Genomic DNA, 24,482 nt, shown 5'->3' on the forward strand with positions numbered 1-24,482 from the left:
GCCGCGAGGACGGTCCGATCCGGCTCCGCCCGGCACCGTCCGGGGCACTCAGCCCACGGCCGCGCGGTCGAGTCCCCACGCCTCGGCGCCGGGCTGCGCTCGAACACGCGCGTGGACGGCTGAACCTCAGGGCAGCGGCCGCGCCGCGGTGACCTCGTCGAAGAACTCGATGACGACGGCGAAGACCTCGTCGCGGACGTCGGGTTCGTTGTGGACTTCGTGCCGGACCCCTGCCCACAGCCGAGTCGTCACGGCCGGATGGCCCGCCGCGACGAGATCGTCGGCGACGCTGCGGACACCCTCTCCCCAGTCGCCGACGGGATCCTCCTCCCCGGCGATGAGGAGCACCGGCACCTCGTGGGGGACGCGGGAGGCCCAGCCGGCTCCGTCGACCCGCTCGTAGAGTGCGGCGAAGGAGGCGGCGAAGCCCGCGGTGACGGGACGCTGCCCGAGGTTGAGCGGATCGGAGACGTAGTCGGCGAGGACGGCGGGCGATCCCGAGACCCAGTCGATCGGCGTCGCGTCGGAGCCGTACCGTCGGTTGAGGGGACCGAGCATGAGCGCGAGCGCGCCCGAGTCGACGGCGCCGGCGCCCTCGTCGTGGATCTGTGCGAGAGCGTGATCGCGGCCCTCTGCGATTCCGAGCATCCCGGCCGGGGTGCCGCAGAGCACCGCCCCGGCCACGTCGCCGCAGCACTCGGCGAGGTAGGCCCGCATGATCATCGACCCCCAGCTGTGGCCGAAGACGAGGAAGGGCACGTCGGGGACGATGGCCCGCGCCCGGAGGGCGAGTTCGGCCTCGTCGGAGACGAAGACCCCGGGGTCGGCACCACCGGAGTCACCCCAGGAGTCATTGGCCACCGCTGTGGTGCCGTGCCCGAGATGGTCGTCGAGCGCGACCGCGTAGCCGGCGTCGAGGAGCGCCGAGACGAGCGGCAGGTAACGACGCGCATGTTCGCCGAACCCGTGGACGATCTGGACGAGTCCCCGCGGCCTCTCCGCCACCGGCGTGTGCACCCAGGCGCGCACGTCGTCGCGGCCGTTGCTCGAGGGGAACGTGAGATCGAAGACGGCCATAGGGGTGCCTCTCAGTCGGCGCGATGCGGATGCGTGATCAAACTCACACCAGCCTACCGGCGAGATTGCGCAGATCGGGTGCTTCGACGGCACTTTTCGCGAGTGCCGGACCCGCACCGCCGAGGTGGCATCGAAGACCTCTCGACCACCCTCCTGCGGTCGGATCGGCGACCGTCTCGACGGTCTACCGATCCGGCGCGTCAATGACTGTCGTGGTGACTTCGGATGACGGAGATGATGACCGGGGAATGACTGCCGGCATCGATCGGAAAGCGCGCAATCCCTGATCAATACTGATCAGAAGGGCCTCCGACTGAACAGTGTTCGGCACCGCATGTCACCAGAATGAGCGAATGATGGTGAATGACAAAGACCCCGGGGCGCGTAATCGCGTCATCCCGGGGTCCTCGCAGCACTCCCCTCGAGTACCCGGACGCATCCCCATACGTCCGTTATGTCCACCCGATCCCCACCGGGCGGACATCACAATTCCACCACACCTTCCGCACAGTTGTAAAGGTTGATCTCACACTTATTTGCTCTCATTGAATGAGAGAATCAGTGTTTCGTCAGCGAGAACCCGCAGATGAGAGGGCTGGTCGAGATCATTCAAGCCTCAACTTCCCTCGTTATTCAGGGCCGAAAAACTTCTCGGATGTCGATACCGTCAGGCCCTGCCCGTCTTCGCTCTCCCCTCCCCTGTCGCGTCCGTGCTGCCGGTCGAAGGCGAAGCCCGCAGAGCCGCGGCGGATGAGCCCCCGCGGAAGGAAGCGGGCGAGCCCCGCTGCCAGCCGGTACTGCGCCCCAGGGACCGAGACGACCCTGCCGCGTCGGGCATCGCGCAGGGATGTGCGCACGACGTCATCGACGCTCAGCCAGATCCACCCCGGTCCCGGTCGGCGTGCGCCGAGGCGTTCGTGGAACTCCGTGTGGACGAATCCGGGCAGCACCGCAGTGACCGTCACCGGGGTGTCACGCAGCTCCCCGGCGAGCGCCTCGGTGAAGACGAGACTCGACGCCTTCGACGCGGCGTACTGGCCCATCGTCGTCAGCGCGGCAAGGGAGGAGACGGTGATGATGCCTCCGCGTCCGCGTTCGCGCATCCCGGCCGCTGCGGCCAGGGAGAGGTCGCGCACGGCTGCCTGGAGCACGGTGTCGAGGGCCGCGACGTCTGCGGGATCCGAGTCGAGGAGTCCCTCAAGCAGTCCGTAGCCCGCGTTGTTGATCAGCACATCGATGCGCCGGGTCCCGATGAGGTCGACGAGGCGGCCGATGTCCTCAGGATTTGAGAGGTCGGCGGGGACCACCTCGGCGCGGATGCCGAACTCGGACTCCGCCTCCCCGGCGACCTGCCGCAGACGCTCAGCACTGCGGGCGACGAGGACGAGATCGAAGCCGTCGGCGGCGAGCGCACGGGCGTAGCCGCGGCCGAGGCCGGCGCTCGCCCCGGTGACGAGCGCCCGGGGTCGGGATCGGCTCGCCCCGGTGACGAGCGCCGTGGTCATCGCGCGCCCTGGCCCATCCGCACGGTCAGCGACTGGGCGGCGGTGCCGATCGGCCCGTCGACGTCGCTGAGCACGCTCGCCGTCTCCCCCACCCCGGTCGGCCCGAAGGCGACCCGGGTCTCGAGGCCGACCCAGCCGGGTGTCGGAGTGCGGATGAGGTGGATGGTGAGGTCGACGTTGGGGAAGAAGGTCGTGCGCGGGTCGACGCGCACGGCGAGCCCGTTGGCGGTGTCGACGTACTTGACGAGCGCCGCGGCCGGCGGGTCGACCTCACCGTCGACGAGCGGGAGGTCGGAGGTGATCCAGCTGCGGGCGCGCCCGGGACGCGCGTCATCGGCCTGCCGTCCCCGCAGAGAGGCGATGTAGCCGCCGCCCCACCGCTCGCTCAGCCCCTGCTCGGGCATGTCCTCCGGAGCGGGCAGCGGGGTCCATTCGTCGCCTGCCACCGCCGAGGTGTCGCTTCCGAGCAGCCGCCACACCCGCGCCCGGATGCTCACCCTCTCACCGTGGCGCATCGTCGCCTCGACGAGTTCGATGGTCCGCCCGGGGCGGACGACGTCGACGTCGACGGTGAACTCTCCGGAGTGGATGACGCCGAGGACGTCGAAGCTCACCCGCGAGACGATTTTGTCACTCGGCAGGCGGCGTTCCACCTCGGCGAGGACGAGCCCGGAGGCGGGAGCGAGATGCTGCTCGCCCGGCTGCCAGGCACCCTGACTGTGCAGGGTCGAGGCGAACCGGTCCTCCCCGAGGCGGACGTAGTAGGAGTCGGGCACGGTCGCACCGTCGTGGCCGAGGTGCTGGTTGGAGGCATCAGGCATGCCGTCAGACTATCGGGTGCCTGACGAGCGAACACCGTCTAGGGTGGAGGGGTGAGAATCGCAACGTGGAACGTCAACTCGATCCGTGCCCGTGCCGAGCGGATCGGCGCGTGGCTCGACCGCTCCGACGCCGATGTGCTCGCGATCCAGGAGCTCAAGTGCCGGGACGACCAGTTCCCCCGGGAGGTCTTCGACTCCCGCGGCTACGAGGTCGCCTTCCATGGACTCAACCAGTGGAACGGGGTCGCGATCGCCTCCCGAGTCGGCCTCGAGGACCCGCAGATCGGCTTCGCCGGCATGCCCGCCTACAACGACGCCGACGAGGCGCGGGCGATCTCTGCCACGTGTGGAGGGGTCCGGGTCCATTCCCTCTACGTCCCCAACGGCCGTGAGCTCGGCCATCCCCACCTCGACTACAAGCTCGAGTGGTACCGGGCGCTGACCTCGGTCGTCGCCGATCGACTCGCCGCGGACCCGGAGGAGAAGCTCGTCCTCTGCGGTGACTTCAACGTCGCCCCGCTCGACGAGGACGTCTGGGACATGGCCGCCTTCGAAGGCGCCACCCACGTCTCCCCACCGGAGCGGCAGGCCTTCTCCGACCTCCTCGGCGCCGGCCTGACCGAGGTCACCCGCCAATTCACCCCCGGCCCCGGCGTCTACACGTACTGGGACTACCAGCAGCTGCGCTTCCCGAAGAAGCAGGGCATGCGCATCGACTTCGAACTCGCCTCGCAGGCGCTCGCCGCCACAGCCTCGGCGGCGATGATCGACCGCGAGGAGCGCAAGGGCAAGGGAGCCTCCGACCACGCCCCGGTCATCGTCGACTTCGACCTCTGAGCGACCGGGCACAGCTTCGGACCAAAGCCGACGAAAGCATGGACATCGCCCCTCTCATCTGGTGAAGTTGGAGCAGGAGGAAGGTGACGACGATGTCAGCAACAGTCCGTGAGCTTGTCGGAGAGGCCTACGAGCGGCGTGAGTCCACGTGGAGGGCAGCGCTCGAGACGGTCGAGGATTGGGTCGACGCGGCACGGGCGAGATCACCCCAGCTCACCGAGGACCGGATGCAGGTGGTTCCGGGCCGGATCAAGGACCCCCTGCGCACGGGCGAGAAGCTGCGGCGCAAGCTCGCCGATGCCAACGATGAGATCCATGAGGCCGTCGAGGTCGAGAACCAGGTCATCGACGTCGTCGGGGCCCGCGCCGTGTGCCGCACGGAACGCGAGCAGTCGGTCCTCTGGGACATCCTCACCGACCCGAACGACGATTCCGCGCTCACCATCGCCGAGGTGCGCGACTACTCCGCGCACCCGAAGCCGTCCGGCTACCGCGGCCGCCACCTCATCGTCGAAGTCCCCTTCGACTCCGAACCCTCCGTCCTCGTCGAACTCCAGATCCGCACGATCCTCCAGGACGCGTGGTGCGTGCTCTCCGAGGAGCACCTGTTCAAACCCGGCCAGGTTCTCACTTCGGACTCGCAGCAGGAGCGGCTCTCCCTCGTCCTCGCCGGCCTCTTCGCTCAGGCGGACTCCGTGGCCGGATTCATCGCCGACGACGTCGGGGCCTCCCTCGGTCTCGGCAACTCCGCACCGCCGCGGACGATGACCGACCCCGCCGAGGAGGATCCCTCGATCGAGGTGACGATCCGCGAGCTCAACCACTCCTACGTCCTCGCCGCCGACGAGGTGGGCCGCCACGGCATCATCCGCTTCGAGACGCTCGGCCTCACCCCCGACAACCCCGACCGCGCGGGACTGCCCTCGCCTGGGGACACCCTGCGGGTGCGGATGGACGAGTCCCACTCGACCCGGTACTTCATCCCCGTCTCCGGGGAGGGCTGAGCCGCCACCTCGGCGAGGGCTGAGCCACCGCCTCGGCGAGGTCCGGATCGGCGTGCACGGTGCGGTCGTGGGCACCGACTAGACTTGCGTCCCATGGGAAAGAAGTCGAAGCGCTCCAAGGAAGACCTCATCGCCAAGCGGCTGGCCCGCGCTCAGGCCACGGCGTTCGTCGCCCGCCCCTTCGAGGGGCTGCCGTTCGAAGCCGACCTCATCTGCCTCCGCGAGCTCGTCCCCGCCGCCACCGCGCAGGTGCGCCTGAGCGAGGAGTACGGCGGCCACGAAGTGACGATCGCCTCCCTGCTGCCTGCCGCATGGCAGGCCTGGCACCGGGAGGACGGCGCGCTCTACGCCGGCATGCAGGTCCCCGTGTCCTCGACCGATGCCTCCCGCGACGTGGCCCGCGGCATCCTCGCCGCCGCCGAGGCGGCCCCCGGCACGACGATCGAGGCGACGACCGAACCCGGTGAGGGTCCGAAGCTCCAGGACATCCTCGACACCGACCACCCGTTCTCCGTCCGCGTCCTCGAGACCTTCGAGTACTGGGACCTGCCCGGCGACGACGACGAGGTGGCCGCCGCCCTCGAACAGGCGAACGATTCGATCACCCCGACCGAGAAGCTCGCCTCCGTTGACTCCGCGTACTGGACGGAGATGTCGGGCCGCACCTACGTGCGCTGGGCCCGCAGCGAAGGTGAGGACGCCGTCGTCGACGCTCTCGCCAGGCTCGCTGCCGAGGGCGGCAACGACCTCGGCGGTCCCGGCACCTTCCTCGGCTACTTCCGCGCGCACGGGATCATCATCCCCGTCTGGGAGCTCGAGTTCGGCACGCAGGCCGATGACGTCGAGGAGCCGATCGCGGAATTCGCCGCCCGCCTCGACGCAGCGCTGAGCTCCGAGGAGCCGCTGAGCACGGAGGCCCGCCGGCTCCGCTCGGGCATCGTCGCCCGCCAGCTCACCATCCACTGACCGCCGCCCGCCTGCAGCCCGGGGCCACCGCCTCGGCGAGGGGATGAAGGAGAGGAACCGTCCTTGCCCGAGCACCAGACACCGAGCGGAATCGCCGCCGTCATCCCCGCCATGGACGAGGCGGAGCGGATCGCAGCGACCGTCGCGAGCACGAAGCTCATCCCCGGCGTCGACATCGTCATGGTCGTCGACGACGGATCGAGCGATGACACCGGCACCGTCGCCCGGCGGGCCGGCGCCGAAGTCGTCACCCACCGGAAGAACAAGGGCAAGGCCGCGGCGATGATGACCGGGGCGTTCGCGATCCGCAATCGCGAGATCTCCGAGGCCGCTCCCGGGCAGCCCCCGCAGCACCGCGCTCTGCTCTTCATCGACGGCGACCTCGAGGACTCCGCGGTCAACACCGCACCGCTCGCGGCCCCCGTGCTCGCCGGCGAGGCCGATATGACGATCGCGATCCTCCCCGCCCAGAAGCGCAAGGGCGGGGGCTTCGGCTTCGTCGTCGGGCTCGCGAAGAAGGGCATCGCCGAACTCTCAGGATTCGAGGCGACCCAGCCGCTCTCGGGCATGCGGTGCCTGAGCCGGGAGGCCTTCGATGCGGCCCTGCCGTTCGCCGCCGGTTGGGGGGTGGAGACGGCGATGACGATCGACGTCGTCAACGCGGGCCTGCGCGTCGAGGAGGTCGAATGCGACCTCCACCACCGGGTCACCGGCCGCGACCTCAAGGCTCAGCTCCACCGCGCAGCCCAGTACCGCGACGTCGCCCGGGCCCTGCTGGCGCGTCGACTGAAGGGCCGGAAGTGAGGTACGCGTACCTCGGCCCCGAAGCGACGTTCACCGAGGCGGCGCTGCTGCGCTACCTCGACGCCCACGACCTGCGGGAGCAGGCGACGACCCAGCCGATGCGCGGTGCCGCGGCCGCCCTCGACGCCGTCCTCGACGGCGACTGCCTCGCCGCGGTCGTCCCGATCGAGAACTCCGTCGAGGGCGGGGTGCCGGCGACGATCGATGCGCTCACCGAGCACGGCGACCTCCAGATCATCGCCGAGGTCGTCGTGCCCGTCCGCTTCGTCCTCGCCGTGCGTCCGGGCACCGCCGCCTCGGCGATCACCTCGTTCGGCACCCACCCGCACGGGGAGGCCCAGGTGCGCGGCTACATGGCCGAGCACTACCCCGACGCCGTCTACATCCCGACGTCGTCGACGGCCGCCGCCGCCCGCGACCTCGCGGGCGACGCCGCCGACCACGTCGCCGCGGTGTGTCCGGCGCTCGCTGCCGAACGCTACGGCCTCGAGGTCATCGCCACCGACATCGGGGACCGCCAGGACGCGGTCACCCGCTTCGTCGTCGTCACCCTGCCCGGTCGGATCCCCGCGCAGACCGGGGCGGACAAGACGACACTGGTGGCGGCCCTGCGCTCCGACCGGCCCGGTGCCCTCCTCGAACTCCTCGAGCAGTTCTCGACCCGCGGGATCACGATGTCGCGGATCGAGTCACGCCCCACCGGTGACCGGCTCGGCCTCTACCAGTTCTCCATCGACCTCCTCGGCCACATCAGGGAGGCCAGGGTCTCCGACGCCCTCGTCGGGGTCCACCGGGTCGCGATGAGCGTGAAGTTCCTCGGCAGCTACCCGAGTGCCGACGCCACCCGTCCGATCATCGATCCGACGACGACGGACTCCGCGTTCGCCGAGGCGACCGCGTGGCTGACCGGAGTCCTCGACCGCGACGACTGATCCCACCCCTGCGACGAAGGAGTCGACGATGGACACCGCCCCTGCCGGCACCGGCACGCCCCCTGCCCCCGACGCGATCATCGTCGGGGCGGGACTGGCCGGCCTCGTCGCCGCCTTTGAGCTCACCCGTGCGGGCAGGAGCGTCCTCATCGTCGACCAGGAGAACCGGGCCTGCCTCGGCGGGCAGGCGTTCTGGTCCCTCGGCGGGCTCTTCCTCGTCGACTCCCCCGAACAGCGTCGCCTGGGAGTGCGGGACTCCCTCGACCTCGCCCGCTCCGACTGGGCCGCCTCGGCGGGGTTCGACCGGGAGGAGGACCGCTGGCCGCGGAAGTGGGCCGATGCCTACCTCGACTTCGCAGCCGGGGAGAAGCGGGACTACCTCCACGGCCTCGGGCTGCGGCTGACCCCGATCGTCGGGTGGGCCGAACGCGGCGGCACAGACCCCACCGACCACGGGAACTCCGTGCCCCGCTTCCACCTCACGTGGGGCACCGGTCCCGAGGTCGTGCGGATCTTCCGGGAGCCCGTCGAAGCCGCCGAGGCGGCCGGCCGGGTCGACTTCCGCTTCCGTCACCGGGTCGATGAGCTGCTCACCGACGACCGCGGCGTCGTCGGCGTGCGCGGACGGGTGCTCGCACCGAGCCCGACGGCGCGCGGGATCGCCTCGAACCGGGAGGAGGTCGACGACTTCGAGTTCCGTGCCCCGGCCGTCATCGTCACCAGCGGCGGGATCGGGCACAGCTTCGAGACGATGCGCAGGTTCTGGCCGACCGAGCGCCTCGGCCCGTTCCCCGACCGGATGCTCGCGGGCGTGCCCGCCCATGTCGACGGGCGGATGCTCGGCATCGCCGAGGCGGCGGGGGCGAGTCTGATCAACCGGGACCGGATCTGGGCGTACACCGAGGGCATCGAGAACTGGAACCCGATCTGGCCGGGCCACGGGATCCGCATCATCCCCGGCCCCTCCTCGCTGTGGTTCGACGCCGCCGGGCAGCGTCTGCCCGCCCCGAACTACCCGGGATTCGACACGAACCGGACGATGGCCGCGATCCTGAGCACCAGGCACGACTACTCGTGGTTCGTCCTCAACGCCTCGATCATCCGCAAGGAGTTCGCGCTCTCGGGCTCCGAGCAGAACCCCGACCTCACGCTCAAGGACATCCGGGTCACCCTCGACCGCGTGCGCTCCTCCGATGCTCCCGCCCCCGTCGAGGCGTTCACCCGGTTCGGGTCCGACTTCGTCGTCGCCGAGACCACCGAGGAGCTCGTCGCGGGGATGAATGCCCGCTCCCGGGGCCCGGTCATCGACCACGATGACCTCGTCGCGCAGATCGCAGCCCGGGACCGGGAGATCGGGGACGCCGACCCCCGGGATCCGCAGGTGCAGGCGATCCACCGGGCCCGGCGCTACCTCGGCGATCGGATCGTGCGGGTCCAGCGCCCGCATGCGATCCTCGACCCCGCGCACGGACCGCTCATCGCCGTCCGGTTGGGAATCCTCTCGCGCAAGACCCTCGGCGGGCTCGAGACGGACCTCGACGCCCAGGTCCTCGACTCCGGCGGTGAGCCGATCCCGGGTCTCTTCGCCGCCGGTGAGGTCGCCGGGTTCGGCGGCGGCGGAATGCACGGGTACAACGCGCTCGAGGGGACGTTCCTCGGCGGGTGCATCTTCTCGGGACTCCGCGCCGGTCGTGCCGTGGCCGCACGGCCGCGGTAGGGCTTCGGCGGCCTCAGGCTGGATGACAGTGTGCGGCTCAGGCGGCGGGGCCGGGAGGCGTCGGCTCAGGCGGCGGGGCCGGGGTTCTCCGCGTCGGGAGCGGTCGCCTCGGCGCCCGAGACGGGTCCGGCGGGGCGCTGGAGGCGCGACGGGGTGAGGTACTGGGTCGTCGAGATCCCGAGCACCCGCTGCTGGCGGGTGAGGTTGTACGTGCGGTCGTGCTGGAGGTATTCGACGAGGAACAGCCGGGCGCTGTCTCCGCGCCGGAACAGCGACTTCACCTTGAGTCCCACCTTCGCGGCCACGAGCGCCTTGTCCTTGGCGATCGCCTCGATGACGACGGGGTCGTAGCCCATGCGGGCGAAATGTGTGGCCACCGCGTCCTTGAGGCGGTAGGGGATCGGGTCGCCGATGTTGAACGGCCCCGAGGCCTTGGGCACGTCGAGACACGCGAGTGCGGCCCGGACGAGGTTGTCGATCGCCGTCAGGGTCATTTTCTGCCGACCGCCGCCGGGCAGGGTGAGGACCCCTTTGCGTGCGAAGCAGCGCAGGCTGGGCATGAACATCGTCTCGTTCGGGCCGTAGACGGCGGCGGGGCGGAGGATCGCGGCGTCGGGACGGATGCGGGTGACCAGCTGCTCGGCGAGCACATGGGTCTTCGCGTAGTCGTCGTGGTACTCGCTCGGGTCCTTCGGACCCGCTTCCTCCCAGAGGTCGGTGTGCGGGGCCGTCGGTGAGTAGACGGTCGTCGAGGACAGGTGAACGATCCTCGCGTCCTCGAAGGCGTCGAGGACGTTGCGGGTGCCGGTGACACGCACGTCGTAGAAGTCGTCGTAGGCTGCGGTGACGTCGTGGATGCCGGCACAGTGGAAGACGGCGGTGACCTTCTTCGCCAGAGAGCGGATCGGGGCCGGCGCCTCCTGCCGGATGTCCCATTCGTGGAAGTTCACGCCCGGGATCTGCGGATCCCGTCGGCACAGGGCGTAGACCGGTTCATCACGGGTCGCCAGGGCACGGGCGATGGCACCGCCGATGAAGCCGCTCGCCCCGGTCACCACTATCGCCACGGCCGCTCCTCGCTCTTTCCCGCTCTCACCGATCCCGGGTGCGCGCATCCCCCTGCGGCATGTCGAGCATGGCCGGATCGGCATCGGTCAGGGGGAGTCCGCTGCACACGGAACACTGCCTTGCCTAAGGCAACTGTAACCGACCACACGGACTCGGCCGCGTCGGGCCCGCAGAAATCGTTCCCCACAAGACCTCATCGTGAGAATACAATTGCCTCAGCTGTAACCGCCCTTGTCCCCAGTCGCCTGGAATCAGGAGCCGCCGATGACGCCGCCGCACACGACCATCGGCCACGGGGCTGCGACGAAGGCCGCCGGGATCCACGCGCGGCCCGGACCACCGCGCCGGCACCCTCTCTCCCCCTCCGCCCTCACCGCCCAGCCGGACGTTGCCTTCACCGCCCGGCCGGGCCCCGCCATCACCGCCCAACCTGGCGCCGCCATCTCCGCCCGGGCGGACCCCGCGACCATCCACCGCCTCGGCGTCGAGGCGGTGGTGCAACCCTGATCTCGGCGACAATTCCCCCTCGAAAACCAAAGTTGAGTGGAATAGACTCAACTTTTGAGGTGTTGGAACGAAGAGAAGTCACACACACCAGTTGAAGGAGATGCGCATGGACGCACAGATGACGACCAAGTCACGAGAGGCGCTGCAGGCGGCGGTCAACGACGTCGTCGCGCGCCACAACAACCAGATCGAACCGGCCCACCTCGTCGCGGCGCTGCTCGAGCAGCCGGATTCCCTCGCCTCGAACCTGCTGGCCAAGGTCGGTGCCGACCGCCAGTCTGTTCTCACCGCCGTCGACGCCGTGATCGGCGGATTCCCCACAGTCAGCGGTCAGTCCGTCTCGCAGCCGAGCCTCTCGCGCGCCGGCCTCGAGATGATGAACCTCGCCCAGGAGGAGATGACGGCGCTCGGCGACCAGTACGTCTCCACCGAGCACCTCCTGCTCGCGGCAGCCGCGATGCACGACGGCTCGGGCGATGCCCTGCGCAGCAACGGCGCGAGCCGCGATGCGCTGCTCGCCGCCCTGCCGGAGCTGCGCGGCGGCAAGAAGGTCACCTCGGAGAACCCCGAGGACACGATGCAGTCGCTCGAGAAGTTCGGCATCGACCTCACCGCAGCCGCCCGCGAAGGCAAGCTCGACCCGGTCATCGGCCGTGACAAGGAGGTGCGCCGGGTCATCCAGGTGCTCTCGCGCCGGACGAAGAACAACCCCGTCCTCATCGGCGAGCCCGGCGTCGGCAAGACCGCCGTCGTCGAGGGCCTCGCCCAGCGCATCGTCGCCGGCGACGTGCCCGAGTCCCTGCGGGACAAGACGCTCATCAGCCTCGACCTCTCGGCCATGGTGGCCGGAGCGAAGTACCGCGGTGAGTTCGAGGAGCGCCTCAAGGCGGTCCTCGAGGAGATCAAGAACGCCGACGGCCAGATCATCACGTTCATCGACGAGCTCCACACGATCGTCGGGGCCGGAGCCGGCGGGGACTCCTCGATGGATGCCGGCAACATGCTCAAGCCGATGCTCGCCCGCGGCGAGCTGCGGCTCATCGGCGCGACCACGCTCGATGAGTACCGCGAGAACATCGAGAAGGACCCGGCGCTCGAACGCCGCTTCCAGCAGGTGTTCGTCGGCGAACCGAGCGTCGAAGACACCATCGCGATCCTCCGCGGACTCAAGGAGCGCTACGAAGCGCACCACAAGGTCTCGATCAACGACGGCGCCCTCGTCGCCGCAGCCGGCCTGTCGAACCGGTACATCACCGGCAGGCAGCTGCCGGACAAGGCGATCGACCTCGTCGACGAAGCGGCATCACGGCTGCGCATGGAGATCGACTCGGCTCCGGCGGAGATCGACGAGCTGCGCCGTGCCGTCGACCGCCTGAAGATGGAGGAGATGGCCCTGTCGAAGGAGACCGACTCCGCCTCCCAGGAGCGGCTGAGCAACCTGCGCGCCGACCTCGCGGACAAAGAGGAGAACCTCCGCGGCCTCGAGGCGACGTGGGAGTCCCAGCGGGCCGGCCTCAACCGGGTCGGCGAGCTGAAGACGAAGCTCGACGAACTGCGCTCGCAGGCAGAGAAGGCCCAGCGCGACACGGACCTCGAGACGGCGTCGCGTCTGCTCTACGGGGAGATCCCCGCGGTGCAGAAGGAGATCGCCGAGGCCGAGGCCGAGGAGGCAGAGGCCGACGCCGGCCAGACCAGCGATCCGATGGTCAGCGACAAGGTCACGGCCAACGACATCGCCGAGGTGGTGGCGTCGTGGACGGGCATCCCCGCCGGACGCCTCATGCAGGGCGAGGTCGAGAAGCTGCTCGGGGCGGAGAACGAGCTCGGCAAGCGCCTCATCGGGCAGAAGGATGCCGTTGCCGCGGTCTCCGATGCGATCCGCCGCTCCCGGGCCGGGGTCTCCGATCCCGACCGGCCGACCGGGTCGTTCCTCTTCCTCGGACCGACCGGCGTCGGCAAGACGGAGCTTGCGAAATCACTCGCGGACTTCCTCTTCGACGACGAGAAGGCCCTCATCCGCATCGACATGAGCGAGTACGGGGAGAAGCACACGGTCTCCCGCCTCGTCGGTGCTCCCCCGGGATACGTCGGCTACGACGAGGGCGGTCAGCTCACCGAGGCGGTGCGTCGGCGTCCGTACTCCGTCGTCCTCCTCGACGAGGTGGAGAAGGCGCATCCGAGCGTCTTCGACATCCTCCTCCAGGTCCTCGACGACGGTCGTCTCACGGATGGTCAGGGCCGCACGGTCGACTTCCGGAACACGATCCTCATCCTCACCTCGAACCTCGGTTCCCAGTTCCTCGTCGATCAGGCGATGACGGCGCAGGAGCAGAAGGATGCGGTCATGGACGTCGTCGCCTCGGCGTTCAAGCCCGAGTTCCTCAACCGGCTCGACGACATCGTGCTCTTCGACGCGCTGAGCAACGACGAGCTCACCTCGATCGTCGACCTGCAGATCAAGAGCATGGACAAGCGCCTCGCGGATCGTCGGATCACCCTCGACGTGACCCAGGAGGCCAAGGACTGGCTCGCGCTCGAAGGCTACGATCCGGCCTACGGTGCGAGGCCTCTGCGCCGTCTCGTCCAGCGCGAGATCGGGGACAAGCTGGCGCGGAAGATGCTTGCCGGCGACATCCAGGACGGGGACACGGTCCTCGTCACGATGCCCGAGCACGCCGACACGACGGGTCTGGAGCTCCAGGCCAAGCAGTGAGGCATCCGGGCTGAGCGGCCGACTGCTCATCAAGCCGACTGCTCATCCGGCAGACTGCTCATCCGAAGGAGGGGCGACCATCATGGTCGCCCCTCCTTCAGTGTGTCCGGGGACGTGAGCGGCTCGGGTGAGTGCGTGTCGAGGGCCGGCAGGTGGGGCGAGCACGAGCCCGACCGAGACGGGTGCCTCGTGAGACGCGTGCCTGCCTGCGGCGGGTGCCTCCCCGAGGCGGATCCGGTGCGAAATCCGGCCTGCATTCGCACCGGATCCTCCTCCGGGAGCGCCGTGGCCGGTCAGTCGGTGGCGCGATCGGCCTTCGAAGCGGCGTCGGGCCGCGGCGCCTCGGGAACCTGATCCCGACTCGTCCCAGCGCTGTCGGCACCGCCCGTCCCCGCACCGCCGGCACCGCCCGCACCGTCGGCGGCCCCACTGCCGACCCCAGCACGAGCACCAGCCCCAGCACCGACCCCGGCGGAAACGGACTCGCGTGCGGCACCGTCGGCTTGCGCGGCACCTCCGCGGGTCGAGGACCACCAGCGGCGGAGGAATGCGCTGAATCGTTCGAAGCTGCGATCTTTGATGAAGATCGCGTCGACGGCGATCATCGTCAGAGAGAACCACGGCAGGCCCATGAGCAGCGCGATGCCGAGGTGGAAGGAGAGGATGCCGACGAGCGCGATCGCCCGCGTCCACCGGTTGAAGAGCATGAACGGGAACGCGCTCTGGAAGAGGATCGACCCCCACGAGATGACGACGACTCCCGGCCCCCATGCGGTGACGAGGTCGGAGAGCACGGGCCAGGTGCCGAACTGCTGGGTCTGGAGCGGATTGTAGACGGCGAAGCCGTGCTGCCATGCGGTGCCGCCCGCCTTGTAGAGGGCACCGGACATGTAGATCGCGCACACCTGGAAGGCGAGGACGACGATCGCGAGGTTGTTGGCCATGATGAGGTACCACGGTCCGTCCTCGGGTCCGAGGTCGGTCCCGTGCCTCCGGCGCCTGCGCGCATCGAGCGACCAGCGCCTGGTCGTGTCGGCGAAGAGGAGGGCGATGAGGAACATCCGGTACGCGTTGTCGCCCTGGTCGCCGGCGCTGTCGTTGAGTTCGATGAAGCTCACCCAGAGGATGAGGTAGAACGGCAGGATGATGCGCGTGCGCCACCCGAGGATGACGGTGACGGCGAGGATCGCCAGCCCGATGATCATCGCCGTGTAGAGCGGCGGGTTCGTCACCGCCCGGTGGAAGAGGGAGAAGAGCCAGATGTTCGGGAAGTCGCTCTTCGGCTGGGCGATCTCCCCGTTCCACGCCGCTCCGACTCCGAAGGCGTAGTTGCGGGCCGCGAAGTTCGTCAGCAGCAGCCCGAGCCCCGTGATCCCCATGAGGATGCGGGTGACCGCGAGCCCGTAGGTCGCGTGGTAGCGGCCGGTGAGCAGCTCCTCGAGGCGGTTCCAGCCGCGTCCGAGTGCCGCGACGACCCGCGCGGAGACCGTCATGTCCTTCTCACTGCTCACTGACGCACCTCACTGTGTCCGAGGCGCAGAAGTACTGCGCGAACTCCTCGTTCGACTGGTTCTCGGCGAACGACAGGGCCCTCCAGCCGACGGGCACCGGCTGGATCGCGGGTCGCTCTGCGTCCTTGTCGTTGCGTTTGGCGAAGGGCACGACATTCTGCCGGGCGGCCTGGTACTGCACCCGCTGGACGTCCTCTCCCCAGACGGCGAGCGCGACTTGTGTCGCGTACCGGGTGGCGACCTCTTCGTCCTCGAGGTAGCTCGAGACCGCACCGTCGGGGTCGTCGTACTCCGACAGCTTGGCCTCGAGACGATCGACGGAGTCGTCGCCCTTGAAGTAGTCGAGCGCGACGATCGACTTGTGGTCGTCGCTGAGCTCCTCCCACGACCCCTTGAGGTCCGAGGCCACCCCGATCGCGAGACCGGCCGAGCGCGGAGGGAAGAGCTTGTACGTCGAATGGTCGAGTTCGACATCGGTGGCGCGGACCCAGTCGGTCGTCTCCTCGCCGCCGTCGGGGGTGGAGACGACGGCACGGACATCGAAGTAGTAGTCGCCGTTGATCGGCTCGGGGGCGAAGACGCTCCACGACTGCCCCCACATCGGGATCATGTACTTCGAGAGGAGGTCCCCGGGGATGACCTCGCGCAGGGCCGAGGACGGAGCGATCCAGAGGAAGGTGGCGAACAGGTGGAATCCGGTCAGCGCCATGGCGATGACCATGATCGTCCGCTTGAGCGCGGGATGAGTCTTCTTCTCGTCCATCTCAGTTCCGGGTCGTCGGCAACAGGTTCGGTTGTGCGATCGCCGTCCGGGCGCGACTCTGCGCCCTCCGATTCAGGAATCGCACAGACTCCAGGCTACTCGAGTTCGCCCGATACGCACCGGCCGATCACCGTGGAAGGACGGCTCAGCCGCGCAGCCACTCCTTGACGAGATCGGTGCTCTGCCCCAGCGTCGGCGGGGCGAGATCGTAGCTCGGCGGGGTCTGCGAGAGCCGGATCGGGTTGGCCACGGTGGGGATGACCCGCTCCCCCGCCCCCGCGTCGGCGACGGGGTCGAGGCCGAGCCGGGCGGCCAACTCGACGCCCTGAGCGATCGTGTTGATCGGCGCGCACGGCAGCCCGGCCGCCGTCAGCGTCTCGAACCACTCCTGGTTCGTGCGCTCCGCGAGTGCTGAGACGAGGAGGGGCTCGAGTTCGCTGCGGTTCTCGTTGCGGTTCGCGGCCCGGGCGAAGCGGTCGTCGGCGGCCCATTCGGGGTGGCCGAGCACCTCGGCGAGGCGGGCGAACTGGGCGTCGTTGCCGATCGCGATGATGATCTGGCCCTGCTTCGTCGGCATCGGCTGGTACGGGTAGAGGCTGGGATGGGCGTTGCCCATCGCCCGCGGGGTGACCCCGCCGGCGACGTAGGCCGAGGTCTGGTTCGCCAGACCCGAGAGCGCCGAGGAGAGCAGGTTCGTCTCGACGAGCTGGCCCTGCCCCGTGTTCTGCCGGTGGACGAGGGCGGCGAGGATCCCGACGGTCGTGTGCAGTCCGGTGAACACGTCGACGATCGCGACACCGGCTTTGACCGGGCCCGATTCCTCGGTGCCGGTGACGCTCATGAAACCTGAGAGCCCTTGGATGAGCAGGTCGTAGCCGGGCTGCGGGTTGTCCCGGCCGAAGCCGGTGACCGAGGCGTAGACGACGCCCGGGTTCTCCGCGCTCACCGTCTCGTAGTCGAGGCCGTACTTCGCCAGCCCTCCGGCCTTGAAGTTCTCGACGAGGACGTCGGCCCGCCGAGCGAGCTCCTGGGCGAGCGCGAGGTCCTCGGGATCCTTGAAGTCGAGGACGACGGAGTGCTTGTTCCGGTTCGCCGTGAGGAAGTACGTCGCATCCTCCCCTCGCCGAGGCGGTGCCCAGTGCCGGGTGTCGTCGCCAGTCCTGCCCTCGACCTTGACGACCGTGGCGCCGAGGTCGGCGAGCATCATCGTCGCGTACGGTCCGGCCAGCACGCGGGAGAAGTCGGCGACGAGGACCCCGGACAGAGGTCCGGTCCCGCTCCGCGCGAAGAGCTCCTCGGCGCCCTCTGTGCTCCCGTGATCCTCGGCGTCCACCTGTGACTCCCTTCGGTGCGGGAGGCAGCGGACCTCGCTGCCCGCTGCGGCCCGCACGTCCATCGTGTGATCTCTCTGACGTCCTGCCTCCCCCGACTATACGGAAGGTCGCGGCCTTCCTGCGGTGCGGAATCCGTTGCCCCGGCGCGCCCGCGGCTCGTTACACTCAGGAGCACGACCAGCACCGGTCCCCGCCGCTCTGCGGGGATCCCAGCACCACCGAAGGGGCAGACGATGACGTTCCACATGCCGGCGGAGACCGCCGCCCACGACCGCATCTGGATGGCGTTCCCGTCCTCCGGCTACGCCTTGGGCGCCTCGGAGGAGGACGCCGAGGCGGCGCGGAGCACGTGGGCGGCCGTGGCGAAGGCGGCCAGCGAGTTCACCCCGGTCACCGTCGTCGTCTCCCCGGACCAGGTCGACCACGCCCGCCGCCACCTCGGCGAGGGCATCGACATCGTCACCGCCCAACTCGACGATGCGTGGATGCGCGACATCGGTCCGACCTTCGTCGTCGACGACGAGGGCCGGCTCGCCGCCGTCGACTGGGTGTTCAACGGCTGGGGCGGACAGGACTGGGCGAAGTGGGACAACGATGAGCACATCGGCCGCTTCGTCGCCGAGCAGGTCGACGTTCCCGTCGTCTCCTCGACGCTGCGCAACGAGGGCGGCGGGATCCACGTCGACGGGCAGGGCACGGTGCTCGCCACCCGCAGCGTCCAGCTCGATCCGGGCCGCAACCCCGGCCTCACCGAGGCCGACGTCGAAGCCGAGTTCGCTCGCACGATCGGGGCGAAGAAGGTCATCTGGCTCGAGCGCGGCCTCCACCGGGACAATCAGACCTTCGGAACCCGCGGGCATGTCGACATCGTCGCGACGATGCCGAGCCCCGGCGTCGTCCTCGTCCACGACCAGCGCAATCCCGAGCATCCCGACCATGCGCTCAGCGAAGAGGTCAAGGCCCTGTTCGCGAACGAGACGACCGCCGATGGGCGGCCCTTCGAAGTCGTCCCGATCCCGGCGCCGGAGATCCTCAAGGACGACGAGGGCTGGGTCGACTACTCCTACGTCAACCACCTCGTCACGAACGGCGGGGTCATCGCGTGCACGTTCGACGACCCGATGGACGCCGAGGCGAAGGCGATCCTCGAGACCGTCTACCCCGGTCGCACCGTCGTCGGCGTCGACGCCCGCGAGCTCTACGCCCGCGGCGGTGGGATCCACTGCATCACTCAGCAGCAGCCGAGCCTCTGAGTAGCCGGAGGGCTGAGGACCCGGCAGACTGAGAACCCGGACGTTCGCGCCGTCCGGGCGGTTCGGTGCCGAGTCTGAGGCGGGCCAGACACGTCCGTGCGGCACCGAGATTCCGATCAGGTGACTTGCCGACGGCGAATTCGTCGGGAGGTGTCGTCGAACATCACCGTTCGCCCAGAATCTCGGTATAGGGTGGTGTCCCAGGACACATTCCGTCCCTCACAGCAGTCGACGCAGCAGAGGAGAGCACGACCATGAAGAAGCGATTGATTCTCCTGGCCGGATTGGGAGTCGGGTACATCCTCGGCTCACGCACCGGCCGTCAGAGCTACGAGAAGCTCAAGGCACAGCTGCAGGAGCTGTGGACCGACCCGAAGGTCCAGGAGACCGTGGAGAAGGCCAACCAGTCGATCCGCGAGAAGGCTCCTGCTGTCGCCGATGCCGTCCAGACGGCCACCGACAAGGTCACCGCCGCCGCGCAGGAGCTCGACGGCGACGAGGATGCGAACGCCACGCAGGGCACCGGGCCGCGGTCGACCGGGTCCGGGCCGGCCTCGACCGGGTCCGCGACGGGTTCCGGTTCGACCGGTTCTGCGACGAGCGCGGGACCGAACCGGTCAGCAGCAGGCTCGACCGGTGCGGCAGCGTCGCGTTCGACGACGGGTCCCGGTTCGACCGGTTCGACGGCGGGTCCCGGTTCGACCAGTTCGACGACGGGCCCCGGTTCGACCGGTTCTAAGACGGGTCCCGGTTCGACCGCGGGCTCGGGACCGGCGACCGGCGCATCGCGGGCAGGGACACCCACGCCCACCCCGGGCCCCAAGCCGACTCCGACGCCGAAGCGGGCCGAGGACGTCATCACCGACCCCTCACGGTCGATCGAGGACGAAGGGCCGGCCGCCTCGGCGAATCGCTGAGTCCCCACCGCCGCTGACAGCGCCCGCCCCCGAACGGGGCGGGCGCTGTCGTCGTCCAGGGCAGTGCCGGCCGCAGGACCGACCGCACCGCATTCGGTGAGGACACGCCCGTCGGTGAGTGTCCGCCGACCCTCAGAGCAGGGAGCTCGTCAGCCGCGCGACGTTCTCCGCGTACTTTCGTCGCAGGGGCCGCCTGCTCCATTCCTCGGCATCGAGCTCGACGGAGTTCGGGGCGTACTCCTCGGCCTCGAGCGCGTACATCCGGGATGTGAACTCCCGATCGACGATGAACATCGTCACCTCGAGGTTCATCGCGAACGACCGCTCGTCCATGTTCGAGGACCCGACGATCGAGACGTCGTCGTCGATGAGGAGGAACTTCGAATGGAGCACCGTCGGGGCGTGGTACATGAAGATCCGCACCCCCGCGCGCACGAGTTCCTCGTAGTACGACTGCTGTGCGCGGTGCGTGAGCCAGTGGTCGCTCGTCTCCCCGACGTAGAGGCGGACGTCGACGCCTGAGCGCGACTCGGTGGTCAGCGCATGGAGGAGCGATTCGTCGGGCACGAAATACGGGGAGCAGACGACGACGGTGCGGTTGGCGTTGTAGATGAGGTGGTTGAACAGCCGCAGGTTGTTCTCGTCGTCGAAGCCCGGCCCCGACGGCACCACCTGGGCGAGCGCTCCCCCGCGCTGAGGCGCCCGCAGCTCGAGCCGGGCCGCCTCCTCGAAGAGTTCGTCCGTCTCCGAGTACCAGTCGGTGGTGAACACCGCATCGAGTTCGTCGACGACGGGACCCGTGCACTCGAGCATGAGGTCCTTCCACTGGAAGCCCTTGCGCAGGTTGCGGGCCTTGTTGTACGAGCGGTCGATGATGTTCTGCGACCCGGTGAAGGCGACGGTGCCGTCGACGACGAGGATCTTGCGGTGGTTGCGCAGGTCAGGGCGCTGGTATTCGCCCCTCCACGGGCGGATGGGCAGGGCGCGGCGCCACGGGATCCCCGAGGAGTCGAGACGTTTGACGAGTTCAGAGTACCCGGGATAGCCGATCGACCCGAGGTGGTCGATGAGGATCCGCACCCGCACCCCGCGCGCGTGGGCGGCGAGCAGCGATTCGAAGAGCCGCCTCGTCGTGTCGTCGATGGCGACGATGTAGAACTCGAAGTGGACGAACGAGCGCGCGGCATCGACAGCATCGGCCATCGCATCCATGCACTCGTGGTTGTCCGTGTGGAGTTCGAACGCGTTCCCGTGCGTCATCGGCAGCGCGCCGAGGTCGAAGTTGAGCAGGGCGGAGGTGAGGAGGGGTTCGGAGAGGTGGCCGTGGTCGCCGATGATCGCCTGGTCGTTCGTCTCCTCGCGGATGATGTCGTTGACGAGCGCCTGCTTGTCCCGCCTGCGCTTGGGCAGCTTCGACGAGCCGAGGAGGAGGAAGACGAGGAGACCGATGTAGGGGATGAAGAAGATCGCGAGCAGCCAGCCCAGAGCCACAGACGGTCGGCGGTTGTGCGGCAGCCACCCGAGCGCGACGAGGCGGATGACCAGATCGACCAGGATCAGGGTGATGATCAGCCAGCCCGGCCAGCCCTGATCGATCGCGAAGAGGGGATAGATCTCCACGCCGCTCGCTTTCGTCCCTCCGGCCCTCCGCGGGTGTCGGAGCCGGGATACCGCTGTTCGTCCTCATCGTATCGCGCCCGGCCACACCCGGTGTCGGGCCCCGCCGGGTCCGTCGGCGCGGGAGGATCAGCCGCCGAGGCGATGCCCAACATGTCCGCCTTGCTCCTTCGCCGTGGCGGTGCCCCTCGCACCCTCGCCGAGGCGGTTCCGCGATAATGGGGGAACCCGTCCGACCGCTGTGCGAAGGTGTCCTCATGAGCTTCGATCCGACCGCCGTCCCCATCCGCCCGGCCGTGAGCGTGATCATGGTCCGCGACGGCGACTCCGGGCTCGAGGCCTTCGTCCAGCACCGGGTGACGACGATGGACTTCGCCGCCGGCGTCGTCGTCTTCCCCGGCGGGCGCGTCGACCCCGTCGACCGGCAGGGGGCTGAGAGCATCGAGGTCGACGATCCCGACCTCCACCTCGAGGCGTGGAGTGATTCGACGATCGCCGAGGCGGCCGACGGCTGGCGGGTCCTCCTCGCCACCGCTGTGCGCGAGGTCGCCGAGGAGACCGGCGCCGTGCTCGACCCGGCACTGCTGCGGCCATGGGCGAACTGGGTGACCCCGCTCGGGCAGCCCAAGCGCTTCGACACCTACTTCTACGTCGTCTCCGCCGACGCCGCTCCGCGCCACCTCACAACGGAGGCGCATCGGAGCGAGTGGCTGCCCGTCGCGGCGATCCTCGCCTCAGCGGAGGCGGGAGAGCTCGAGCTCATGCGCCCCACCTTCGTACTGCTCCGCGAGCTCGCCCAGCTCGGTTCCGTCGAGGCAGTGACCGCAGGGCCTCGGAGCATCGAGGTCGTCCGCCCCGAGCATCCGGGGCACAGCGACGACTGAGACCGGCGCTCAGCCTCGTGAGGCGCGCAGCTGGGCGAGTCGGGCCTCGACGACCTGGCGCTGCTCGTCGGAGCCGAGGAGTTCGGAGAGCGCCTCCTGCTCGGCGTCGAGTCCGACCTCCAGCGGTGCTGCGTAGGAGAGGTCGACGAGGCGCTTCGACCACACGAGCGAGGCGCGGGACTTCCCGGCGATGTCGGCGGCGAGGTCGAGAGCGCGGGCGACGGGGTCGTCGGCGAGCTCCTCGACGAGTCCGATCCGCTGCGCTTCGACTCCGCCGATCGCCTCACCGGTGACGATGAGCTTCTTCGCCATGCCCGGTCCGACGAAGCGCGGCAGCAGCTGGGTGCCGCCCATGTCGGGGATGATGCCCCACTTGATCTCCATGAGCGAGAACTGCGAGTCGGGGCTCGCCACCCGAATGTCGGCTCCGAGCGCGATCTGCATGCCGCCGCCGAGGGCGGGACCGAGGACCGCGGCGATGACGGGGACCTCGACGAGCGACCACACGTGCACGGCCTTCTGGGCGAGCGCGCGGGCCGCGCCGAGCCGGTCCCCGACGTCGACGACGCCGGCACCCGCCTCGGCGATCCGGGCCATCTCGGTGAGATCGAGGCCCGCGCTGAAGGCCCGCCCCCGACCGGAGAGGACGACAGCCCTGACCTCGGGATCCGCAGAGAGCCCGAGACCGACCTCGACGAGGTCCTCGAACACCTCCCGGGTGAGCGAATTGAGCTTCTCGGCACGGTCGATCTCGACGTGGGCGACGCCGTCCCTGCTCGTGCAGACGACGGTGCCGTGGGCGGTCTGGGGCATCGGTGCTCCTCGCGTTCAGTGGCGTTTCCTGAACCCTATAACGACGATGACTGCCACGAGCGAGGTCACGCACATGCCGACGACACCCGGCCACGCGAAGTCGGTGAAGAGGACGGCCGACAGCCATGCTCCGAGGCTCGTGCCGAGGTAGTAGACGGTGAGGTAGATGGCCGCCGAGCGCGTCGTATCGACCCCGGGTCGGGCGGCGCTGGCTGCCGCCGAGGCGCCGGTGTGGCCGAGGAAGAATCCGCCGGTGAGCAGCGACATGCCCAGGATGATGACGGGCAGGGAGTCGACGAGGGTCAGGCCTGCGCCGACGATCGCAGTGACCATGCCGACGAGGGTGAGCCGGGTGCGGGTGAAGCGCTGAGCGAGACGACCGTAGTACGTCGTGACGACGGTGCCGACGAGGTAGATGAGGAAGAAGAGGGCGACCGCGCCCTCGCTCAGGTGCCAGGGCTCACGCTGCAGGCGGGAGCCGAGCATGGTGAACGATCCCCCGAAGACGATCATGCAGAGGAAGCCGGTGAGGTAGATCCGCCAGAGTCCGTTCCCGAGCGGGATCGGGGAGCGCCGAGGAGGCCGGGCCCCATCATCGGCGCCGGGAACGGTCGCGGCTGCCGGGTCGGGGACGGCGTGCTGGCGCACAGGCGCTGTGAGGTCGCGGCGCAGCAGCCACACGACGATGAGGCCGAGGACGAGCGAGACGGCGGCGGTGAAGGCGAGCCCGCCGTGCCAGCCGAGGACTTCGGCGGCGAGTCCAGTGAGGAGGCGGGAGCTCAGACCGCCGATCGTGTTGCCGGCGATGTAGACCCCGATCGCCCCGGGCAGCACGGCCGGAGGTAGGCGCAGCGAGAGGTAGGCCATCGCGGTGGCCGGGACCGAGGCGATCGCCACCCCCTGGAGGAAGCGGACGGCGATGAGGAGCTCGGGATTCGGCATGAACGGCAGGACGAGGGCGAGCGCGGCGGCGAGGATGACGCCGCCGGCGATCTGCCGCGCATGCCCGATGCGGGATGCGAGCAGGGAGAACGGGATGAGGAAGCAGGCCATGGCGACGTTCGTCGCTGAGACGGTGAGGCTTGCGGTGGGGGCGTCGATCCCGTAGGCCTCGCGGATCGCGGGGATGAGCCCCTGCGTCTCGTAGAGGACGAGGAACACCGCGACACCGGCGAGGAAGACGGCGACGACCGTGCGCCGGTCGCTCGTCGGATTCGGCTCCCCAGTGCTCATGCTCGTCACGCTATGCCCGCACCGGTGCCGAGCTCAAACCGTTCCGTGCCTCGAACAGCGCTCCTTGCTCTGTCGTGGCGGCCGGCAGTGGGGATGCTCGGTCATGGTGTTGGGGACACCCGGTCGTGGTGGTCGGGCCCAGTGGTCGGCCCCGCAGACAGTCGGCGCCGCAGACGGACGACCCCAGCAGTCGGCGCTCGTCACGT

At 69.4% G+C, this 24,482-nt stretch carries 20 protein-coding genes; 10 read left to right on the forward strand and 10 right to left on the reverse strand.

Going from position 1 to position 24,482, the window contains the following annotated elements; translation table 11 throughout:
* Positions 1-126: 126 nt before the first annotated feature.
* The 3 genes from EZE58_RS12015 to EZE58_RS12025 form a co-directional block, all read right to left on the reverse strand.
* Entirely contained in the window at positions 127-1,077 is a 951-nt protein-coding gene (locus EZE58_RS12015) for an alpha/beta hydrolase (protein WP_063249603.1), read from the reverse strand.
* Positions 1,078-1,706: 629 nt separating this feature from the next.
* Positions 1,707-2,582, reverse strand: a complete 876-nt coding sequence (locus EZE58_RS12020; RefSeq protein WP_009378752.1) for an SDR family NAD(P)-dependent oxidoreductase — start codon at positions 2,580-2,582, stop codon at positions 1,707-1,709.
* Positions 2,579-3,403 (reverse strand): thioesterase family protein, encoded by an 825-nt coding sequence (locus EZE58_RS12025; protein ID WP_063249602.1) that lies wholly within the window; start codon positions 3,401-3,403, stop codon positions 2,579-2,581. The genes EZE58_RS12020 and EZE58_RS12025 overlap by 4 nt, the downstream gene beginning before the upstream one ends.
* 51 nt (positions 3,404-3,454) lie before the next feature.
* On the opposite strand from EZE58_RS12025, the gene EZE58_RS12030 reads away from it, so the two are divergent.
* From EZE58_RS12030 to EZE58_RS12055, 6 genes are all read left to right on the forward strand, one after another.
* Positions 3,455-4,240 carry an exodeoxyribonuclease III gene (locus tag EZE58_RS12030; RefSeq protein ID WP_009378748.1) on the forward strand — a complete coding sequence of 262 codons (786 nt, stop codon included), beginning with the start codon at positions 3,455-3,457 and terminating at the stop codon, positions 4,238-4,240.
* 92 nt (positions 4,241-4,332) lie between these two features.
* Positions 4,333-5,244, forward strand: coding sequence for a RelA/SpoT domain-containing protein (locus EZE58_RS12035; RefSeq protein ID WP_063249692.1), 912 nt, complete (start codon positions 4,333-4,335; stop codon positions 5,242-5,244).
* A 93-nt stretch (positions 5,245-5,337) separates the two neighbouring features.
* The gene (locus EZE58_RS12040; protein WP_063249600.1) at positions 5,338-6,210 is read left to right on the forward strand and encodes a DUF5926 family protein; all 873 of its coding nucleotides are present in this window, start codon (positions 5,338-5,340) and stop codon (positions 6,208-6,210) included.
* A gap of 63 nt (positions 6,211-6,273) precedes the next feature.
* A complete protein-coding gene (locus EZE58_RS12045; protein WP_063249599.1) occupies positions 6,274-7,014 on the forward strand; it encodes a glycosyltransferase family 2 protein in 741 nt (246 codons plus the stop codon).
* Positions 7,011-7,946, forward strand: coding sequence for a prephenate dehydratase (gene pheA / locus EZE58_RS12050; protein ID WP_063249598.1), 936 nt, complete (start codon positions 7,011-7,013; stop codon positions 7,944-7,946). The genes EZE58_RS12045 and pheA overlap by 4 nt, the downstream gene beginning before the upstream one ends.
* Positions 7,947-7,974: 28 nt before the next feature.
* Complete coding sequence (locus EZE58_RS12055) at positions 7,975-9,663, forward strand: FAD-binding dehydrogenase (RefSeq protein ID WP_063249596.1); 1,689 nt, start codon at positions 7,975-7,977, stop codon at positions 9,661-9,663.
* 65 nt (positions 9,664-9,728) lie between these two features.
* Here the strand turns inward: EZE58_RS12055 and EZE58_RS12060 are convergent, their stop codons facing one another.
* A complete protein-coding gene (locus tag EZE58_RS12060) occupies positions 9,729-10,730 on the reverse strand; it encodes an NAD(P)-dependent oxidoreductase (RefSeq protein WP_231882208.1) in 1,002 nt (333 codons plus the stop codon).
* Positions 10,731-11,344: 614 nt separating this feature from the next.
* Here EZE58_RS12060 and clpB point away from each other — a divergent pair.
* Positions 11,345-13,951, forward strand: coding sequence for an ATP-dependent chaperone ClpB (gene clpB / locus EZE58_RS12065; protein WP_009378729.1), 2,607 nt, complete (start codon positions 11,345-11,347; stop codon positions 13,949-13,951).
* Positions 13,952-14,244: 293 nt separating this feature from the next.
* Here the strand turns inward: clpB and EZE58_RS12070 are convergent, their stop codons facing one another.
* The 3 genes from EZE58_RS12070 to EZE58_RS12080 form a co-directional block, all read right to left on the reverse strand.
* Entirely contained in the window at positions 14,245-15,462 is a 1,218-nt protein-coding gene (locus EZE58_RS12070) for an HTTM domain-containing protein (RefSeq protein WP_231882206.1), read from the reverse strand.
* Entirely contained in the window at positions 15,452-16,225 is a 774-nt protein-coding gene (locus EZE58_RS12075; RefSeq protein ID WP_063249591.1) for a DUF5819 family protein, read from the reverse strand. The genes EZE58_RS12070 and EZE58_RS12075 overlap by 11 nt, the downstream gene beginning before the upstream one ends.
* Positions 16,226-16,370: 145 nt before the next feature.
* Positions 16,371-17,558, reverse strand: a complete 1,188-nt coding sequence (locus EZE58_RS12080) for a CoA transferase (RefSeq protein WP_009378725.1) — start codon at positions 17,556-17,558, stop codon at positions 16,371-16,373.
* A 234-nt stretch (positions 17,559-17,792) separates the two neighbouring features.
* Here EZE58_RS12080 and EZE58_RS12085 point away from each other — a divergent pair, with 234 nt between their 5' ends.
* Together EZE58_RS12085 and EZE58_RS12090 are read left to right on the forward strand one after the other, a co-directional pair.
* Complete coding sequence (locus EZE58_RS12085; RefSeq protein WP_009378724.1) at positions 17,793-18,812, forward strand: agmatine deiminase family protein; 1,020 nt, start codon at positions 17,793-17,795, stop codon at positions 18,810-18,812.
* Positions 18,813-19,066: 254 nt separating this feature from the next.
* Positions 19,067-19,729, forward strand: coding sequence for a hypothetical protein (locus EZE58_RS12090; protein WP_063249590.1), 663 nt, complete (start codon positions 19,067-19,069; stop codon positions 19,727-19,729).
* Between the two features lie 132 nt (positions 19,730-19,861).
* Here the strand turns inward: EZE58_RS12090 and cls are convergent, their stop codons facing one another.
* Positions 19,862-21,343 carry a cardiolipin synthase gene (gene cls / locus EZE58_RS12095; protein ID WP_100227475.1) on the reverse strand — a complete coding sequence of 494 codons (1,482 nt, stop codon included), beginning with the start codon at positions 21,341-21,343 and terminating at the stop codon, positions 19,862-19,864.
* A gap of 260 nt (positions 21,344-21,603) precedes the next feature.
* Between cls and EZE58_RS12100 the strand changes: the two genes are divergently transcribed.
* Positions 21,604-22,230 (forward strand): NUDIX hydrolase, encoded by a 627-nt coding sequence (locus EZE58_RS12100; protein WP_063249588.1) that lies wholly within the window; start codon positions 21,604-21,606, stop codon positions 22,228-22,230.
* Positions 22,231-22,239: 9 nt separating this feature from the next.
* Here EZE58_RS12100 and EZE58_RS12105 read toward each other — a convergent pair whose 3' ends face one another.
* Together EZE58_RS12105 and EZE58_RS12110 are read right to left on the reverse strand one after the other, a co-directional pair.
* Positions 22,240-23,043, reverse strand: coding sequence for an enoyl-CoA hydratase-related protein (locus tag EZE58_RS12105; protein ID WP_063249587.1), 804 nt, complete (start codon positions 23,041-23,043; stop codon positions 22,240-22,242).
* 15 nt (positions 23,044-23,058) lie between these two features.
* Positions 23,059-24,276 carry an MFS transporter gene (locus EZE58_RS12110; RefSeq protein ID WP_063249586.1) on the reverse strand — a complete coding sequence of 406 codons (1,218 nt, stop codon included), beginning with the start codon at positions 24,274-24,276 and terminating at the stop codon, positions 23,059-23,061.
* Positions 24,277-24,482 lie beyond the last annotated feature (206 nt).

This window comes from Brevibacterium sp. LS14, from assembly GCF_012027885.1.
GTDB lineage: Bacteria > Actinomycetota > Actinomycetes > Actinomycetales > Brevibacteriaceae > Brevibacterium > Brevibacterium casei.